Annotated in this window: 26 protein-coding genes; all 26 read left to right on the top strand. The window is 68.1% G+C overall.

Going from position 1 to position 15,093, the window contains the following annotated elements; translation table 11 throughout:
- Positions 1-21 precede the first annotated feature (21 nt).
- The 26 genes from rplV to ABD091_RS05420 all read left to right on the top strand — a co-directional run bounded on the left by rplV (position 22) and on the right by ABD091_RS05420 (position 15,016).
- Positions 22-468 carry a 50S ribosomal protein L22 gene (rplV, locus tag ABD091_RS05545; RefSeq protein WP_343916222.1) on the top strand — a complete coding sequence of 149 codons (447 nt, stop codon included), beginning with the start codon at positions 22-24 and terminating at the stop codon, positions 466-468.
- On the top strand, positions 468-1,286 hold the full coding sequence (rpsC, locus tag ABD091_RS05540) for a 30S ribosomal protein S3 (RefSeq protein ID WP_343916220.1): 819 nt from the start codon (positions 468-470) through the stop codon (positions 1,284-1,286). Before rplV ends, rpsC begins: the two co-directional genes overlap by 1 nt.
- Positions 1,287-1,289: 3 nt before the next feature.
- A complete protein-coding gene (gene rplP, locus ABD091_RS05535) occupies positions 1,290-1,709 on the top strand; it encodes a 50S ribosomal protein L16 (RefSeq protein WP_343916218.1) in 420 nt (139 codons plus the stop codon).
- Positions 1,709-1,954 (top strand): 50S ribosomal protein L29, encoded by a 246-nt coding sequence (gene rpmC, locus ABD091_RS05530; RefSeq protein WP_343916216.1) that lies wholly within the window; start codon positions 1,709-1,711, stop codon positions 1,952-1,954. The genes rplP and rpmC overlap by 1 nt, the downstream gene beginning before the upstream one ends.
- Entirely contained in the window at positions 1,951-2,220 is a 270-nt protein-coding gene (gene rpsQ / locus ABD091_RS05525) for a 30S ribosomal protein S17 (RefSeq protein WP_343916214.1), read from the top strand. The genes rpmC and rpsQ overlap by 4 nt, the downstream gene beginning before the upstream one ends.
- 73 nt (positions 2,221-2,293) lie before the next feature.
- The gene (gene rplN / locus ABD091_RS05520) at positions 2,294-2,662 is read left to right on the top strand and encodes a 50S ribosomal protein L14 (protein ID WP_343916212.1); all 369 of its coding nucleotides are present in this window, start codon (positions 2,294-2,296) and stop codon (positions 2,660-2,662) included.
- Between the two features lie 3 nt (positions 2,663-2,665).
- Positions 2,666-3,040 (top strand): 50S ribosomal protein L24, encoded by a 375-nt coding sequence (gene rplX, locus ABD091_RS05515; protein WP_343916210.1) that lies wholly within the window; start codon positions 2,666-2,668, stop codon positions 3,038-3,040.
- Between the two features lie 2 nt (positions 3,041-3,042).
- Positions 3,043-3,630, top strand: coding sequence for a 50S ribosomal protein L5 (gene rplE / locus ABD091_RS05510; RefSeq protein WP_343916208.1), 588 nt, complete (start codon positions 3,043-3,045; stop codon positions 3,628-3,630).
- 1 nt (position 3,631) lies between these two features.
- Positions 3,632-3,817 carry a type Z 30S ribosomal protein S14 gene (locus ABD091_RS05505; protein ID WP_011757321.1) on the top strand — a complete coding sequence of 62 codons (186 nt, stop codon included), beginning with the start codon at positions 3,632-3,634 and terminating at the stop codon, positions 3,815-3,817.
- Between the two features lie 71 nt (positions 3,818-3,888).
- On the top strand, positions 3,889-4,293 hold the full coding sequence (rpsH, locus tag ABD091_RS05500; RefSeq protein ID WP_343916206.1) for a 30S ribosomal protein S8: 405 nt from the start codon (positions 3,889-3,891) through the stop codon (positions 4,291-4,293).
- Between the two features lie 30 nt (positions 4,294-4,323).
- A complete protein-coding gene (gene rplF, locus ABD091_RS05495) occupies positions 4,324-4,863 on the top strand; it encodes a 50S ribosomal protein L6 (protein ID WP_343916204.1) in 540 nt (179 codons plus the stop codon).
- 2 nt (positions 4,864-4,865) lie between these two features.
- Positions 4,866-5,249, top strand: a complete 384-nt coding sequence (gene rplR / locus ABD091_RS05490) for a 50S ribosomal protein L18 (RefSeq protein ID WP_343920887.1) — start codon at positions 4,866-4,868, stop codon at positions 5,247-5,249.
- 31 nt (positions 5,250-5,280) lie between these two features.
- The gene (gene rpsE, locus ABD091_RS05485) at positions 5,281-5,901 is read left to right on the top strand and encodes a 30S ribosomal protein S5 (RefSeq protein ID WP_343916202.1); all 621 of its coding nucleotides are present in this window, start codon (positions 5,281-5,283) and stop codon (positions 5,899-5,901) included.
- Positions 5,901-6,083, top strand: a complete 183-nt coding sequence (gene rpmD, locus ABD091_RS05480) for a 50S ribosomal protein L30 (RefSeq protein WP_343916200.1) — start codon at positions 5,901-5,903, stop codon at positions 6,081-6,083. The genes rpsE and rpmD overlap by 1 nt, the downstream gene beginning before the upstream one ends.
- Before the next feature lies 1 nt (position 6,084).
- Positions 6,085-6,525 (top strand): 50S ribosomal protein L15, encoded by a 441-nt coding sequence (gene rplO, locus ABD091_RS05475; protein WP_343916198.1) that lies wholly within the window; start codon positions 6,085-6,087, stop codon positions 6,523-6,525.
- 198 nt (positions 6,526-6,723) lie between these two features.
- Positions 6,724-8,016, top strand: coding sequence for a preprotein translocase subunit SecY (gene secY / locus ABD091_RS05470; RefSeq protein WP_343916196.1), 1,293 nt, complete (start codon positions 6,724-6,726; stop codon positions 8,014-8,016).
- Positions 8,016-8,591, top strand: a complete 576-nt coding sequence (locus ABD091_RS05465) for an adenylate kinase (RefSeq protein WP_343916194.1) — start codon at positions 8,016-8,018, stop codon at positions 8,589-8,591. The genes secY and ABD091_RS05465 overlap by 1 nt, the downstream gene beginning before the upstream one ends.
- Before the next feature lie 5 nt (positions 8,592-8,596).
- Positions 8,597-9,436: a type I methionyl aminopeptidase gene (map, locus tag ABD091_RS05460; protein WP_343916192.1), complete on the top strand. Its 840-nt coding sequence runs from the start codon at positions 8,597-8,599 to the stop codon at positions 9,434-9,436.
- 165 nt (positions 9,437-9,601) lie between these two features.
- On the top strand, positions 9,602-10,564 hold the full coding sequence (locus ABD091_RS05455) for a TerC family protein (protein ID WP_343916190.1): 963 nt from the start codon (positions 9,602-9,604) through the stop codon (positions 10,562-10,564).
- 37 nt (positions 10,565-10,601) lie between these two features.
- The gene (locus ABD091_RS05450) at positions 10,602-11,651 is read left to right on the top strand and encodes an LLM class flavin-dependent oxidoreductase (RefSeq protein WP_343916188.1); all 1,050 of its coding nucleotides are present in this window, start codon (positions 10,602-10,604) and stop codon (positions 11,649-11,651) included.
- Positions 11,652-11,917: 266 nt separating this feature from the next.
- Complete coding sequence (gene infA / locus ABD091_RS05445) at positions 11,918-12,139, top strand: translation initiation factor IF-1 (protein ID WP_011757309.1); 222 nt, start codon at positions 11,918-11,920, stop codon at positions 12,137-12,139.
- A 31-nt stretch (positions 12,140-12,170) separates the two neighbouring features.
- A complete protein-coding gene (gene rpmJ / locus ABD091_RS05440) occupies positions 12,171-12,284 on the top strand; it encodes a 50S ribosomal protein L36 (RefSeq protein WP_343916186.1) in 114 nt (37 codons plus the stop codon).
- A gap of 166 nt (positions 12,285-12,450) precedes the next feature.
- Complete coding sequence (gene rpsM / locus ABD091_RS05435) at positions 12,451-12,828, top strand: 30S ribosomal protein S13 (RefSeq protein ID WP_343916184.1); 378 nt, start codon at positions 12,451-12,453, stop codon at positions 12,826-12,828.
- A gap of 64 nt (positions 12,829-12,892) precedes the next feature.
- Positions 12,893-13,288 carry a 30S ribosomal protein S11 gene (rpsK, locus tag ABD091_RS05430; RefSeq protein ID WP_056887144.1) on the top strand — a complete coding sequence of 132 codons (396 nt, stop codon included), beginning with the start codon at positions 12,893-12,895 and terminating at the stop codon, positions 13,286-13,288.
- 32 nt (positions 13,289-13,320) lie between these two features.
- A complete protein-coding gene (rpsD, locus tag ABD091_RS05425) occupies positions 13,321-13,929 on the top strand; it encodes a 30S ribosomal protein S4 (RefSeq protein ID WP_343916180.1) in 609 nt (202 codons plus the stop codon).
- 67 nt (positions 13,930-13,996) lie between these two features.
- Entirely contained in the window at positions 13,997-15,016 is a 1,020-nt protein-coding gene (locus ABD091_RS05420) for a DNA-directed RNA polymerase subunit alpha (RefSeq protein ID WP_343916178.1), read from the top strand.
- Positions 15,017-15,093 lie beyond the last annotated feature (77 nt).

Here is a 15,093-nt window from a genome sequence, read left to right as displayed (position 1 = left end):
GGAACTGGAGAGAACGAGCAAATGAGCGTTACTGAGCGCCGGCGCACGAGCGCCCGCCGCGAGTCGCTGCTCGGCGACCAGCCGGGCGCCTTCGCGACGGCCCGCCACGTGCGGATCACCCCGATGAAGGCCCGCCGTGTCGTCGACATGGTCCGCGGCATGCCCGTCGACGAGGCCCTGGCCCTGCTGCAGTTCGCGCCGCAGGCCGCCTCGGAGACCGTCTACAAGGTGCTGGAGTCCGCGATCGCGAACGCCACGACCACCGAGGACCTCGACCGGGGCGACCTGGTCGTCGCGGTCGCCCAGGTGGACGAGGGCCCGACGATGAAGCGCTGGCGCCCCCGTGCCCAGGGCCGCGCGACCCGCATCCTGAAGCGCACCAGCCACATCACCCTGGCGGTCCAGCCCGCCGAGGTCGTGGCCGCCAAGATCGCCCGGAAGACCGCCAAGAAGGGACGGACCGCCTGATGGGCCAGAAGATCAACCCGAACGGCTTCCGCCTCGGCATCTCCACGGACCACAAGTCCCGCTGGTACGCCGACAAGCTGTACAAGTCCTACGTCGGTGAGGACGTCGCGATCCGCAAGCTGCTCTCCAAGGGCATGGAGCGGGCCGGCATCTCCAAGGTGGAGATCGAGCGCACCCGTGACCGGGTCCGCGTCGACATCCACACCGCCCGTCCGGGCATCGTCATCGGTCGCCGCGGCGCCGAGGCCGACCGAATCCGGGGCGAGCTGGAGAAGCTCACCGGCAAGCAGGTCCAGCTGAACATCCTCGAGGTCAAGAGCCCCGAGGTGGACGCCCAGCTGGTCGCCCAGGGCGTCGCCGAGCAGCTCGCCGGCCGCGTGCAGTTCCGTCGCGCGATGCGCAAGGCGATGCAGACCTCGATGCGCTCGGGTGCCAAGGGCATCCGGATCCAGTGCTCCGGTCGCCTCAACGGCGCCGAGATGTCGCGCACCGAGTTCTACCGCGAGGGCCGCGTGCCGCTGCACACCCTCCGTGCCGACATCGACTACGGCTTCTACGAGGCCCGCACGACCTTCGGCCGGATCGGCGTGAAGGTCTGGATCTACAAGGGCGAGGTCGCCGGCTCCCGTGCCGAGCGCCAGGCCCAGGCCGCTGCCCGCGCCGGCGTCCCCGGTCGCGGTGGTCGTCCCAGCCGGGGCGACCGTCCCAGCCGCGGCTCCCGCCCCACGCGTGCCGACCGTGCCGCCGAGCAGCCCGCCGAGGCGGCTGCCCCGGCGTCCGCGCCGAGCACCGACGGCTCTGCCGGAACGGAGGCCTGACCCATGCTGATGCCCCGTCGCGTCAAGCACCGCAAGCAGCACCACCCCAAGCGCAGGGGCGCCGCCAAGGGCGGTACCTCGCTGGCGTTCGGTGAGTTCGGCATCCAGGCGATCGAGGGTCACTACGTGACCAACCGCCAGATCGAGTCCGCCCGTATCGCCATGACCCGCCACATCAAGCGTGGCGGCAAGGTGTGGATCAACATCTACCCCGACCGTCCGCTGACGAAGAAGCCGGCCGAGACCCGCATGGGTTCCGGCAAGGGTTCCCCGGAGTGGTGGGTCGCCAACGTCAAGCCCGGCCGCGTCATGTTCGAGCTGTCCGGTGTGTCCGAGGACGTCGCCCGCGAGGCGATGCGCCGTGCGATGCACAAGCTCCCGATGAAGTGCCGGTTCGTTTCCCGTGAGGCAGGTGAGTTCTGATGGCGATCAAGGCCCATGAGCTCGACGACATGACCGACATCGACCTCGAGGCGAAGCTCCGCGAGGCCAAGGAGGAGCTGTTCAACCTCCGCTTCCAGGCGGCCACCGGCCAGCTGGAGAGCCACGGTCGGCTCCGCACGGTCAAGAAGGACATCGCCCGGATCTACACCGTGGTGCGCGAGCGCGAGCTCGGCATCCGGTCCACCCCCGGCACCGAGGCTGAGAAGGAAGAGGCTTCCGCATGAGCGAGCAGGTCACCGAGCGCAACACGCGCAAGACCCGTGAGGGTCTGGTCGTCTCCGACAAGATGGACAAGACCGTCGTCGTGGCCGTCGAGGACCGCGTCAAGCACGCGCTCTACGGCAAGGTCATGCGCAAGACGTCCAAGCTGAAGGCGCACGACGAGCAGAACGACTGTGGCATCGGCGACCGGGTCCTGATCATGGAGACCCGTCCGCTGTCCGCCACCAAGCGCTGGCGCGTCGTCGAAGTCCTCGAGCGCGCCAAGTAAGTAACCCACCCGTTCGGCCAGGCTCGTCCGCCCCTGAGGCGGCGAGAACCGGCTCGACAACCAGGAGAAATCGATGATTCAGCAGGAGTCGCGACTCAAGGTCGCCGACAACACCGGTGCGAAGGAGATCCTCTGCATCCGTGTGCTCGGCGGCTCCGGTCGTCGCTACGCCGGCATCGGCGACGTCGTCGTCGCCACCGTCAAGGACGCGATCCCCGGTGGCAACGTCAAGAAGGGTGACGTCGTCAAGGCCGTGGTCGTGCGCACCGTGAAGGAGCGCCGTCGTCCCGACGGTTCCTACATCCGCTTCGACGAGAACGCCGCCGTCATCCTCAAGTCCGACGGCGAGCCGCGGGGCACCCGCATCTTCGGCCCCGTCGGCCGCGAGCTGCGCGAGAAGAAGTTCATGAAGATCATCTCGCTCGCGCCGGAGGTGCTCTGACTCATGGCCAAGCAGAAGAAGGCAGCAGTGAACATCAAGAAGGGCGACCAGGTCCGGGTCATCTCGGGCAAGGACAAGGGCGCCGAGGGCAAGGTCATCTCCGTGCTCCGCGAGGAGCAGCGGGTGATCGTCGAGGGCGTCAACCGCATCAAGAAGCACACGAAGGTCGTCAACCAGGGCGGCCGGGCCGGCACCACCGGCGGGATCATCACCGCCGAGGCTCCGATCCACGTGTCCAACGTGATGCTGATCGAGGGTGACGGCGTCACCCGCATCGGTTTCCGCCGCGACGAGGTGACCAAGCGTCGCCCCGACGGCTCGACCTACACCGCCACCCGCTCCGTGCGGGTGTCCCGCAAGTCCGGGAAGGAGATCTGACCATGACCGAGTCCACGCTCGAGACGTCGGCAGACCAGACGAAGGTCACGCCGCGACTCAAGACCCGCTACCGCGAGGAGATCCTCCCCGCGCTGCAGTCGGAGTTCGAGATCGCGAACGTCATGCAGGTCCCCGGCCTGGTGAAGGTCGTGGTCAACATGGGTGTCGGCGAGGCCGCTCGCGACTCCAAGCTCATCGAGGGCGCGATCAAGGACCTCACCGCCATCACCGGCCAGAAGCCGATGGTGACCCGGGCCCGCAAGTCCATCGCCCAGTTCAAGCTGCGCGAGGGCATGCCGATCGGCGCCCACGTCACGCTGCGCGGCGACCGGATGTGGGAGTTCCTCGACCGGCTGCTGTCCATCGCGCTGCCGCGCATCAGGGACTTCCGTGGCCTGTCGGCCAAGCAGTTCGACGGCCGCGGCAACTACACGTTCGGCCTCACCGAGCAGGTCATGTTCCACGAGATCGACCAGGACAAGCTGGACCGATCCCGCGGCATGGACATCACCGTCGTGACCACGGCGACCAACGACGACGAGGGCCGCGCGCTGCTCAAGCAGCTCGGGTTCCCGTTCAAGGAGAACTGACATGGCGAAGACTGCACTGAAGGTCAAGGCCGCCCGCAAGCCGAAGTTCGCGGTCCGGGGCTACACCCGGTGCCAGCGCTGCGGCCGCCCCAAGGCCGTCTACCGCAAGTTCGGCCTGTGCCGGATCTGCCTGCGCGAGATGGCCCACCGCGGCGAGCTGCCCGGCGTCACCAAGTCCTCCTGGTAATCACCTCACACACGTTGCAGGTCGCCTGATGCAGAGCACGGGCGAAACCACGACGAGAAAGAACATCCATCATGACGATGACTGACCCGATCGCAGACATGCTGACCCGTCTGCGCAACGCCAACCAGGCGTTCCACGACGACGTCTCCATGCCCTACAGCAAGCTGAAGCAGGGCGTCGCCGAGATCCTCCAGCAGGAGGGCTACATCACCTCCTTCGAGGTGACCGACGCGACCGAGGGGCCCGGCAAGGTCCTCACGATCACGCTCAAGTACGGCCGCAACCGTGAGCGCTCGATCGCGGGCGTCCGCCGCATCAGCAAGCCCGGCCTGCGTGTCTACGCCAAGCACACCGGCCTGCCCAAGGTGCTCGGCGGCCTCGGCGTCGCGATCATCTCGACCAGCCAGGGCCTGCTCACCGACCGCCAGGCGAACCAGAAGGGCGTGGGCGGCGAAGTCCTCGCCTACGTCTGGTGACCCGACCACACCCGTAAGGAGAGAAGAAGCATGTCGCGCATTGGCAAGCTCCCCATCGCGGTGCCGTCGGGTGTCGACGTCGCCGTGCAGGAGCGACTGGTGACCGTCAAGGGCCCCAAGGGCACCCTGTCGCACACCGTCGCCTCCCCCATCACCGTCGAGCAGAGCGACGGTGTCCTCGAGGTCAAGCGGCCCGACGACGAGCGCGAGAGCCGCTCGCTCCACGGCCTGACCCGCACCCTGATCAACAACATGGTCGTGGGCGTCACCGAGGGCTACGAGAAGAAGCTCGAGATCGTCGGCGTGGGCTACCGCGTGCTGTCGAAGGGCCCGACCCAGCTGGAGTTCCAGCTCGGCTACTCCCACTCGATCACCTTCGACGCGCCCGAGGGCATCACCTTCACGGTCGAGGGCCCCACGAAGCTCGGCGTCCAGGGCATCGACAAGCAGCTGGTCGGCGAGACCGCCGCCAACATCCGCAAGCTGCGCAAGCCGGAACCCTACAAGGGCAAGGGCGTCCGTTACGCCGGCGAGCACGTCCGCCGCAAGGTCGGAAAGGCTGGTAAGTGACCATGGGCATCAAGCTGTCCAACAACAAGCACACCGCGGCCCGCACCAAGAGCCGGCTGCGCCGGCAGGTCCGCGGTCGCAAGAAGGTCGCCGGCACCGCCGAGCGTCCCCGCCTCGTCGTCACCCGCTCCTCGCGCCACATCACGGTGCAGGTGGTCGACGACCTGGTCGGCAAGACCCTGGCCTCCGCTTCGACGATGGAGGACGGCCTCCGTTCGCTCGACGGCGACAAGACCGCCAAGGCCCGCAAGGTCGGCGAGCTCGTCGCCGAGCGCGCGAAGGCCAACGGTGTCGAGTCGGTCGTCTTCGACCGCGCCGGCAACAAGTACCACGGTCGCGTCGCGGCCCTGGCCGACGGCGCCCGCGACGCGGGCCTGACCTTCTGATGGCAGACATGACATTCAAGGGAGTTATCTGATGAGCGGATCCCAGCAGCGCGGCCAGCGCGCCGGTGGTGGCCGCGGCGGCCGCGACGGTGGTCGTGGCGGCCAGCAGGAGAAGAGCCAGTACCTCGAGCGCGTCGTCGCGATCAACCGTGTCGCCAAGGTCGTGAAGGGTGGTCGTCGCTTCAGCTTCACCGCCCTCGTGGTCGTCGGTGACGGGGAGGGCCTGGTCGGCGTCGGTTACGGCAAGGCCAAGGAGGTCCCCGCCGCGATCGCCAAGGGCGTCGAGGAGGCGAAGAAGAACTTCTTCCGCGTCCCCCGCATCCAGGGCACCATCCCCCACCCGGTCCAGGGCGAGAAGGCCGCGGGCGTCGTCCTGCTGCGCCCCGCCGCCCCCGGTACCGGTGTGATCGCCGGTGGTCCCGTGCGTGCGGTGCTCGAGTGCGCCGGCGTCCACGACGTCCTGAGCAAGTCCCTCGGCTCCTCCAACCAGATCAACATCGTCCACGCCACCGTGGAAGCGCTGAAGATGCTGGAGCAGCCCGAGGCCGTCGCCGCCCGTCGTGGCCGGCCGGTCGAGGAGATCGCCCCGGCGGCCCTGCTCAAGGCCGCCACGGAGGTGCCCGAGGGCGTCTCGCAGGAGGTGTCTGCGTGATGGCGCAGCTCAAGGTCCAGCAGAAGAAGTCCACGATCGGGTGCAAGGCCAACCAGCGCGAGACGCTGCGCTCGCTCGGCCTCAAGCGCATCGGCGACGTGGTCGTCAAGGAGGACCGCCCGGAGATCCGCGGCATGGTCCAGACCGTCCGTCACCTCGTGACGGTCGAGGAGGTGGAGTGACATGACGCTCAAGCTTCACAACCTGCGTCCGGCTCCCGGGGCCAAGACCGCCAAGACCCGCGTGGGTCGCGGTGAGGGCTCGAAGGGCAAGACCGCTGGTCGCGGTACCAAGGGCACCAAGGCACGCAACCAGGTGCCGGTGGCGTTCGAGGGTGGCCAGATGCCGATCCACATGCGGCTCCCGAAGCTCAAGGGCTTCAAGAACCCGTTCAAGGTGGAGTTCCAGGTCGTCAACCTCGACAAGCTCGGCGAGCTCTTCCCCGAGGGCGGCAACGTCTCGGTCGACGACCTCGTCAGCAAGGGTGCGGTCCGCAAGGGCCACCCGGTCAAGGTGCTCGGCCAGGGCGACATCTCGGTCAAGGTCGACGTGACCGCCCACGCCTTCTCCGGGTCCGCCCGGGAGAAGATCGAGGCGGCCGGCGGCTCGGCCACCACCGTCTGAGCATCACGCCCACGACGTCGCGGAGGGGCGCGGACGGGGTGAGGGTCTCCCTCACCCGGGCCGCGCCCCTCTCGTAGTACGACGGCAGATCCGGAGGGCACTCGGGGGCCCTGTTAGGCTTCCCCCGGCTCCTCCCCGTCGACGGCCACGCCCTGTGACGTGGGGTGGAGCCGCACCATTGTGAGGAAAGAGGAAGTCGTGCTGAGCGCGTTCGCCAACGCATTCAAGACCCCGGACCTGCGGCGCAAGCTGCTGTTCGTCCTGCTGATCGTGACGATCTTCAGGCTGGGGTCCCAGGTCCCTGCCCCGGGTGTCGACGTCGCCAACGTCCAGACCTGTCTCGAGCGGGTCCAGGGGGACGGCCTCTACAGCCTCATCAACCTGTTCTCCGGCGGGGCGCTGCTCCAGCTGACGATCTTCGCGCTCGGGATCATGCCCTACATCACGGCGAGCATCATCCTGCAGCTGCTCGTGGTCGTGATCCCACGGCTGGAGGCCCTCAAGAAGGAGGGCCAGGCCGGACAGACGAAGATCACGCAGTACACCCGCTACCTCACGCTCGGCCTCGCCGTGCTCCAGGCGACCGGCATCGTGGCGCTCGCCCGCTCGGGCGACCTGCTCCAGTGCCCCGAGCCGCTGCTCCACGACAACGGGACCCAGACCTTCCTGGTCATGGTCATCACGATGACCGCCGGCACCGCCGTGATCATGTGGTTCGGCGAGCTCATCACCGAGCACGGCATCGGCAACGGCATGTCGCTGCTGATCTTCACCCAGGTCGTCGCGACGTTCCCGGGCTCGATGTGGCAGGTCGCCACCACCCAGGGCTGGTGGGTCTTCGGCGTGGTCATGGTCATCGGCCTCGTGATCATCGCGGCCGTCATCTTCATCGAGCAGGCGCAGCGGCGGATCCCGGTCCAGTACGCGCGCCGGATGGTCGGCCGCAAGATGTTCGGCGGCTCCTCGACCTACATCCCGCTCAAGGTCAACCAGGCCGGCATCATCCCGGTCATCTTCGCCTCGTCCCTGATGTACCTGCCGGCCATGGCCGTGCAGTTCAACAACACCAGCGACGCCCAGTGGGTGCAGATCCTCAACAAGTACTTCGTGCAGGGCACCCACCCCGTCTACATGGCCATCTTCTTCGGCCTGATCATCTTCTTCACCTACTTCTACGTCTCGATCACCTTCAACCCGCAAGAGGTGGCCGACAACATGAAGAAGTACGGCGGCTTCATCCCCGGGATCCGGGCGGGCAAGCCGACCGAGGACTACCTGTCCTACGTCCTGTCCCGCATCACGCTGCCCGGTGCCCTCTACCTCGGCCTGATCTCGCTGATCCCGCTGATCGCCCTGGTGCTCATCAACGCCAACCAGAACTTCCCGTTCGGCGGCACGTCCATCCTGATCATGGTCGGCGTCGCCCTCGACACGGTGAAGCAGGTGGAGAGCCAGCTCCAGCAGCGCAACTACGAAGGGTTCCTCCGCTGATGAGGCTGATCCTGATGGGCCCCCCGGGGGCCGGCAAGGGCACGCAGGCCCAGGTGGTCGCCGACCACTTCGGCATCCCGGCCATCTCCACCGGTGACATCTTCCGCGCCAACGTCTCCCAGGGCTCCGAGCTCGGTGTCGAGGCCCAGCGCTTCATGGACGCCGGTGAGTACGTCCCCGACGAGATCACCAACCGGATGGTCCGCAACCGGATCGACGAGAAGGACGCCGAGCCCGGCTTCCTGCTCGACGGCTACCCGCGCACCCTCGCCCAGGTCGAGGAGCTCGACGGGATGATCAAGTTCACCGGTCACGCCCTGGATGCCGCCGTGGTGCTGACCGTCGACCCCGAGGAGCTGGTCGCCCGGCTGCTCCAGCGGGCCGAGTCCTCCGGTCGCAGTGACGACACGGAGGAGGTCATCCGGCGCCGCCAGGAGGTCTACACCGAGCAGACCGAGCCGCTCATCGGCGTCTACCGCGACCGGGGGATCCTCGTCGAGGTCGACGGCATGGGCACGGTCGACGAGGTCACGAAGCGCATCTTCGAGGCCCTGGACGTCATCCCGGAGTCCTGAGCCCCGTGGGTTGGAGCGACCGCGGCGTCGAGATCAAGACGCCGGAGCAGATCGCGGTGATGCGCACGGCCGGCCTCGTGGTCGGGCGGACCCTCGAGACGCTGCGCGGCGCCGTACGACCGGGCATCACCACCGGCGAGCTCGACGCGATCGCGGAGGACTCGATCCGGTCCGCGGGTGCCGTCCCCTCCTTCAAGGGCTACAGCCACCCGCCGTTCCCGGCCTCGATCTGTGCCTCCGTCAACGACGAGGTCGTCCACGGCATCCCCGGTGACCGGGTCCTGGCCGAGGGCGACGTCATCTCGATCGACTGCGGCGCGATCGTCGACGGCTGGCACGGCGATGCGGCGACGACGGTCGCGGTCGGGGAGGTCCCCGCAGACGTGCGGGAGCTGATGCGCGTGACCGAGGAGTCGCTGTGGCACGGCATCGCCGCCGCCCGGCTCGGCGGGCGCGTCACCGACATCTCCCACGCGGTCGAGACCTACGTCCGGTCCCAGCCCCACCCCGACGGCGGCGAGTGGGGCATCCTCGAGGACTACGTCGGCCACGGCATCGGCTCCGCGATGCACCAGCCGCCCAACGTGCCCAACTACGGCCGTCCGGGCAGGGGTCCGAAGCTGGTGCGCGGCCTCGCGCTCGCGGTGGAGCCGATGGTCGTCCTCGGCGACAACGACACCGTGCTGCTGCCCGACGACTGGACCGTCGGCACCGCCGACGGCCGGTGGGCGGCCCACTTCGAGCACACCTTCACCCTCACGCCGGACGGAGCCTGGGTGCTGACAGCGCTCGACGGCGGCGAGCAGCGGCTGCGCGAGCTCGGCGTCCCCTTCGGTGGTTCCTGACTCTCGGGCATCGTGTGGGAGGATGGGGCCGTAGGAGGGGAGTACTCCCTAACGTCTCGGTCTCGTCATCACGATCGCCCCAGCGCGGTCCGGGGCCGTGGGTCGCGTCCAGCGGCGGAAGAGACCTCCGAGTAGTCAGCAACGCGCGACAACATCGGAGGTCCAGTGGACGTCAGCACCCTCGAGTGGAGCATCACCATCGCCGTCACGGTCGGCGTGCTCCTCTTCGACGTCATCGTCATCGCCCGCCACCCGCACGAGCCGTCGATGAAGGAGTGCGCGACAGCGCTCTCCGTCTACGTCGGTGCTGCCCTCGCGTTCGGCGCGTGGGTGTGGGTCTTCCACGGCCATGACTTCGGCATCGAGTTCTACACCGGCTGGTTGGTCGAGTACAGCCTGTCGGTCGACAACCTGTTCGTCTTCATCGTGCTGATGGCCGCGCTCAACGTGCCCAAGAAGTACCAGCAGGAAGCCCTCATGGTGGGCATCATCCTGGCGCTGATCTTCCGCGGCATCTTCATCGCCGTCGGCTACCAGCTCATCGACCGGTTCTCCTGGGTCTTCTACATCTTCGGCGCCTTCCTCATCTACACCGCGATCCAGCTGGTGCGCAGCTATCGCAGCCACGAGGACGAGCACCCCGAGGACAACAAGGTCATCCAGTTCGCCCAGAGCCACCTCAACGTCGCCGAGGACTTCAGGGGCCTCAAGCTGTGGTGGAAGGAGAACGGCACCCGCGTCGTCTCGCCGATGCTGATCGTGATCATCGCGCTCGGCTTCACCGACATCATGTTCGCGCTCGACTCGATCCCGGCGATCTTCGGCATCACCCAGGAGCCCTACCTGGTCTTCACGGCCAACGTGTTCGCCCTGATGGGCCTCCGCCAGCTCTACTTCCTGCTCGGCGGCCTGCTGAAGAAGCTCGTCTACCTCTCGCTCGGCCTGGCGTTCATCCTCGCCTGGATCGGCGTGAAGCTGATCATCCACGCCGCTCACGAGGCGCACCTGATCGGCTTCGAGGTGCCGACCCTGATGAGCCTGGGCGTCATCATCGTGACCCTCGCGATCACGACGGTCACCAGCCTGCGCAAGAGCAAGAAGGACGAGGCTGCCGAGGCCAACGCCTGACGGGAACAGCGACGCGGGTGACGGCGTTGGGACGGTGATGTCCTCCACGCCGTACCCCGCGCTCTCCGTCCTCGACCTGGTCCCGGTCCGCGAGGACCAGACGACCTCCGACGCCCTCGCCGCGACCCGGGCCCTCGCCCGGGCCGCCGACGGGCTCGGCTACCGCCGCTACTGGCTGGCCGAGCACCACAACATGCCGGCGGTCGCGGCCACCAACCCGCCGGTGCTGATCGCGATGGTGGCGGCCGCGACCGAACGGATCAGGGTCGGGTCAGGCGGCGTCATGCTGCCCAACCACGCCCCGCTCGTGGTGGCCGAGCAGTTCGGCCTGCTCGAGGCTGCCCACCCCGGACGCATCGACCTCGGCATCGGCCGGGCACCGGGCACCGACCCGGTCACGAGCTGGGCGCTGCGCCACGGCGCCGGGGGAGTCACCGACGAGGCCGTCAACCGCTTCCCGGACTACGTCGACCACGTGCTGGCGATGATGTCGCCCGAGGGGGCCGCCCTCTCGGTCGGCGGTCGCACCCACGAGCTGCGGGCCACGCCGCGGGCGCAGGGGGTCGCCGGCGTCTGGCTGCTCGGGTCGTCGGACTTCTCCGCGCGACTCGCGGGGGAGAAGGGACTGCCCTACGTCTTCGCCCACCACTTCTCCGGCTCCGGCACCGCCGAGGCCCTCGATCTCTACCGCTCCAGCTTCCGGCCCTCCGAGCACCTCGCCGCCCCGCGGACGCTGCTGACGGTCAACGCCTCCGTCGCCGAGACCGCCGCCGAGGCGGAGGCGCTCGCGCGGCCGCAGCTGCTGTCGATGCTGGCGCTGCGCACCGGGCAGCCCCTGGCGGCGCTGCGCAGCGTCGAGGCCGCCTCGAAGGTCGACCTGCCGGGACCCCACCAGGACGTCGTGGACGCCATGCGGTCGCGGTGGATCATCGACGAGCCGGCCGCGGCCCGGGAGCGCGTGGCGGCCCTCGCCGCCGAGTTCGACGTCGACGAGGTCATGGTCCATCCTGTCGCCGGCGCCCACGAGGGCAGCGACCCGGGCAGCACCCCCGGGCGCGAGGAGACGCTGCGGCTCCTGGCCGGCTGAGGCCTACCGCCGGTCACGCGATTAGGGTTTGGCCCCGGCTTCGCCCTACACTGGCGTGTCGGCCCAACGTGGGTTGTGTTGTGTGCTGCCTCGCGGCTGCCCGTCCACGACCGGATCTCTTCACGCAGAGCTCTGGTTGCGCGCGGGGATTGGGGCTCGCACGACCGCTTCACGAGGTCCACCCGCACGGTCACGGACCGGGTGGGAGGTTCGCGGGTCGACGGTAGACAAACGATTCCAGCACGCACCGACAGATTGTGGAGGACATGCCGAAGAAGGAAGGCGTCATCGAGATCGAGGGCACCGTCGTGGAGGCCCTCCCCAACGCCATGTTCCGCGTGGAGCTGAGCAACGGGCACAAGGTGCTCGCTCACATCAGCGGCAAGATGCGCCAGCACTACATCCGGATCCTTCCCGAGGACCGGGTCGTGGTGGAGCTCTCGCCCTACGACCTCACGCGGGGTCGCATCGTCTACCGCTACAAGTAACTCGCCGCTACGACCAGAAAGGGTCCGACTGATGAAGGTCGCTCCCAGCGTCAAGAAGATCTGTGACAAGTGCCAGGTGATCCGTCGCCACGGCCGCGTCATGGTCATCTGCGACAACCCGCGCCACAAGCAGCGCCAGGGTTGAGCACCCGCCCCGACCCGGGGCACAACTGAACACCACCACCACGTGATCGCTCAGGCCTGAGACAGACATCGATCGGGCCGACCACCTCCGGAACGGATGGCCGGAGCCCCGCCCCAGCGCAGGGAACGCATCACGACCACACCACCGTGAACCGAAAGGGCCAACCATGGCACGCCTCATGGGAGTCGACCTTCCGCGCGACAAGCGCATCGAGGTCGCACTCACCTACATCTACGGGATCGGCCGGACCAGCGCTCAGCAGGTCCTCGCCGCCACCGGGGTCTCCCCGGACCTCCGCGTCCACCAGCTGGGCGACGAGGAGCTGGTCAAGCTCCGCGACGAGATCGAGGGCCGCGAGCTCAAGATCGAGGGTGACCTGCGCCGCGAGGTGCAGGCCGACATCCGCCGCAAGATCGAGATCGGCAGCTACCAGGGTCGCCGCCACCGCCAGGGCCTCCCGGTCCGCGGTCAGCGCACCAAGACCAACGCCCGGACCCGCAAGGGCCCGAAGCGCACCGTTGCCGGCAAGAAGAAGGCCAAGTGACCTCCGGTCACTGAGTCCTTCCACTCGATACTTCACGCTTCCAGCTACTTCCAGGAGATAACGCATGCCTCCCAAGAGCCGCGCCACCAAGGTGCGTCGCAAGGAGAAGAAGAACGTCGCTCAGGGCGAAGCCCACATCAAGAGCACGTTCAACAACACCATCGTCACGATCACCGACCCGACCGGTGCGGTGATCTCGTGGGCCTCCGCCGGCACCGTCGGCTTCAAGGGCTCGCGCAAGTCCACCCCGTTCGCCGCGCAGATGGCCGCCGAGGCCGCTGGTCGCCGGGCGATGGAGCACGGGATGAAGAAGATCGACGTCTTCGTCAAGGGCCCGGGCTCGGGCCGCGAGACGGCGATCCGTTCGCTGGGTGCGATCGGCCTCGAGGTCGGCACCATCCAGGACGTCACCCCCACGCCCCACAACGGATGCCGCCCGCCCAAGCGCCGGCGCGTCTGACCCGACACCAGAGACCCAAGGAGTTCTGAACCATGGCCCGTTACACCGGCCCCATGACCAAGAAGTCGCGCCGTCTCGGTGTCGACCTGGTCGGCGGCGACGCCGCCTTCGAGAAGCGTCCCTACGCTCCCGGCCAGCACGGCCGCGCGCGCATCAAGGAGAGCGAGTACCGCTCGCAGCTGCAGGAGAAGCAGAAGGCCCGCTTCACCTACGGCGTCCTCGAGAAGCAGTTCCTCCGCTACTACAAGGAGGCCAGCCGCCGGTCGGGCAAGACCGGTGACAACCTCCTCCAGCTGCTGGAGTGCCGCCTCGACAACGTGGTCTACCGTGCCGGCTTCGCCCGCACCCGCCGCCACGCCCGTCAGCTGGTCACCCACGGCCACTTCAAGGTCAACGGCCAGAAGGTCGACATCCCGTCCTTCCAGGTGACCGCCCACGACGTCATCGACGTCCGCGAGAAGTCGCTCGAGATGACCCCGTTCATCGTGGCTCGCGAGACCCACGGCGAGCGCGTCGTCCCCGCGTGGCTCGAGGCGATCCCGTCCCGCATGCGGATCCTGGTCCACCAGGTCCCCGTCCGGGCCCAGATCGACCTTCCCATCCAGGAGCAGCTCATCGTCGAGTTCTACTCGAAGAAGTAAGACACTCCCTCCACCTCGCAGATCTGGTCGCCTCATATAGCGGTCGCGGCCGGAAAGGAAAGAATCAGTGCTCATCGCACAGCGCCCCACCCTGTCGGAGGAGTCCGTCGACGAGTTCCGCTCGCGGTTCGTCATCGAGCCTCTGGAGCCCGGCTTCGGCTACACCCTCGGCAACTCCCTGCGTCGTACGCTCCTCTCGTCCATCCCCGGTGCCTCGGTCACGAGCATCAAGGTGGACGGCGTCCTCCACGAGTTCTCGACCATCGAGGGCGTCAAGGAGGACGTCACCGAGGTCATCCTCAACCTGAAGGGTCTCGTCGTCTCCTCCGAGCACGACGAGCCGGTCACCATGTACCTGCGCAAGTCGGGTGCCGGTGACGTCACCGCCGCCGACATCAACCCGCCGGCCGGTGTCGAGGTCCACAACCCCGACCTGAAGATCGCCACCCTGTCCGAGAAGGGCAAGCTGGAGATGGAGCTGGTCGTCGAGCGTGGCCGCGGCTACGTCTCGGCCGTGCAGAACAAGGGCGCGGACAACGAGATCGGCCGGATGCCGGTCGACTCGATCTACTCGCCCGTGCTCAAGGTGACCTACAAGGTCGAGGCGACCCGCGTCGAGCAGCGCACCGACTTCGACAAGCTCGTCATCGACGTCGAGACCAAGCCGTCGATCCGCCCGCGCGACGCCATCGCGTCGGCCGGCAAGACGCTGGTCGAGCTCTTCGGCCTCGCCCGTGAGCTCAACGTCGAGGCCGAGGGCATCGACATCGGCCCGTCGCCCGTCGACGAGCAGCTCGCCGCCGACCTCGCCCTGCCGGTCGAGGAGCTCAACCTGACCGTGCGGTCCTACAACTGCCTCAAGCGCGAGGGCATCCACACCGTGGGTGAGCTCATCAGCCGCTCGGAGCAGGACCTGCTCGACATCCGCAACTTCGGTGCGAAGTCGATCGACGAGGTCAAGGCCAAGCTGGTCGAGATGGGCCTGTCCCTCAAGGACAGCGCTCCCGGCTTCGACCCGCACGCGGCCCTCGCGGCCTACGGCGCCGAGGACGACGACGACGCGTTCGTCGAGGACGAGCAGTACTGAATCTCGACTCGGGCTCGCTGACGCTCGCCCGGCTCGATCACCGACCACCCTCTACTCCGGTACCTAGCACGGCCGGG

The organism is Nocardioides aestuarii, assembly GCF_039527245.1.
GTDB lineage: Bacteria > Actinomycetota > Actinomycetes > Propionibacteriales > Nocardioidaceae > Nocardioides > Nocardioides aestuarii.
This window is presented reverse-complemented; position numbering and strand designations above follow the sequence as displayed.

What these genes read in the sequence shown, in the direction of transcription:
- rplV (WP_343916222.1), top strand. Translation starts at nt 22, where the DNA reads ATGAGCGTTACTGAGCGCCGGCGCACGAGCGCCCGCCGCGAGTCGCTG.
- rpsE (WP_343916202.1), top strand. Translation starts at nt 5,281, where the DNA reads ATGAGCGGATCCCAGCAGCGCGGCCAGCGCGCCGGTGGTGGCCGCGGC.
- rplF (WP_343916204.1), top strand. Translation starts at nt 4,324, where the DNA reads ATGTCGCGCATTGGCAAGCTCCCCATCGCGGTGCCGTCGGGTGTCGAC.
- infA (WP_011757309.1), top strand. Translation starts at nt 11,918, where the DNA reads ATGCCGAAGAAGGAAGGCGTCATCGAGATCGAGGGCACCGTCGTGGAG.
- rplR (WP_343920887.1), top strand. Translation starts at nt 4,866, where the DNA reads ATGGGCATCAAGCTGTCCAACAACAAGCACACCGCGGCCCGCACCAAG.
- rplP (WP_343916218.1), top strand. Translation starts at nt 1,290, where the DNA reads ATGCTGATGCCCCGTCGCGTCAAGCACCGCAAGCAGCACCACCCCAAG.
- ABD091_RS05505 (WP_011757321.1), top strand. Translation starts at nt 3,632, where the DNA reads ATGGCGAAGACTGCACTGAAGGTCAAGGCCGCCCGCAAGCCGAAGTTC.
- rpmC (WP_343916216.1), top strand. Translation starts at nt 1,709, where the DNA reads ATGGCGATCAAGGCCCATGAGCTCGACGACATGACCGACATCGACCTC.
- rpsM (WP_343916184.1), top strand. Translation starts at nt 12,451, where the DNA reads ATGGCACGCCTCATGGGAGTCGACCTTCCGCGCGACAAGCGCATCGAG.
- rpsK (WP_056887144.1), top strand. Translation starts at nt 12,893, where the DNA reads ATGCCTCCCAAGAGCCGCGCCACCAAGGTGCGTCGCAAGGAGAAGAAG.
- rpsC (WP_343916220.1), top strand. Translation starts at nt 468, where the DNA reads ATGGGCCAGAAGATCAACCCGAACGGCTTCCGCCTCGGCATCTCCACG.
- rpmJ (WP_343916186.1), top strand. Translation starts at nt 12,171, where the DNA reads ATGAAGGTCGCTCCCAGCGTCAAGAAGATCTGTGACAAGTGCCAGGTG.
- rplN (WP_343916212.1), top strand. Translation starts at nt 2,294, where the DNA reads ATGATTCAGCAGGAGTCGCGACTCAAGGTCGCCGACAACACCGGTGCG.
- ABD091_RS05450 (WP_343916188.1), top strand. Translation starts at nt 10,602, where the DNA reads ATGTCCTCCACGCCGTACCCCGCGCTCTCCGTCCTCGACCTGGTCCCG.
- rplE (WP_343916208.1), top strand. Translation starts at nt 3,043, where the DNA reads ATGACCGAGTCCACGCTCGAGACGTCGGCAGACCAGACGAAGGTCACG.
- rpmD (WP_343916200.1), top strand. Translation starts at nt 5,901, where the DNA reads ATGGCGCAGCTCAAGGTCCAGCAGAAGAAGTCCACGATCGGGTGCAAG.
- rpsD (WP_343916180.1), top strand. Translation starts at nt 13,321, where the DNA reads ATGGCCCGTTACACCGGCCCCATGACCAAGAAGTCGCGCCGTCTCGGT.
- rplO (WP_343916198.1), top strand. Translation starts at nt 6,085, where the DNA reads ATGACGCTCAAGCTTCACAACCTGCGTCCGGCTCCCGGGGCCAAGACC.
- rpsH (WP_343916206.1), top strand. Translation starts at nt 3,889, where the DNA reads ATGACGATGACTGACCCGATCGCAGACATGCTGACCCGTCTGCGCAAC.
- rplX (WP_343916210.1), top strand. Translation starts at nt 2,666, where the DNA reads ATGGCCAAGCAGAAGAAGGCAGCAGTGAACATCAAGAAGGGCGACCAG.
- ABD091_RS05465 (WP_343916194.1), top strand. Translation starts at nt 8,016, where the DNA reads ATGAGGCTGATCCTGATGGGCCCCCCGGGGGCCGGCAAGGGCACGCAG.
- rpsQ (WP_343916214.1), top strand. Translation starts at nt 1,951, where the DNA reads ATGAGCGAGCAGGTCACCGAGCGCAACACGCGCAAGACCCGTGAGGGT.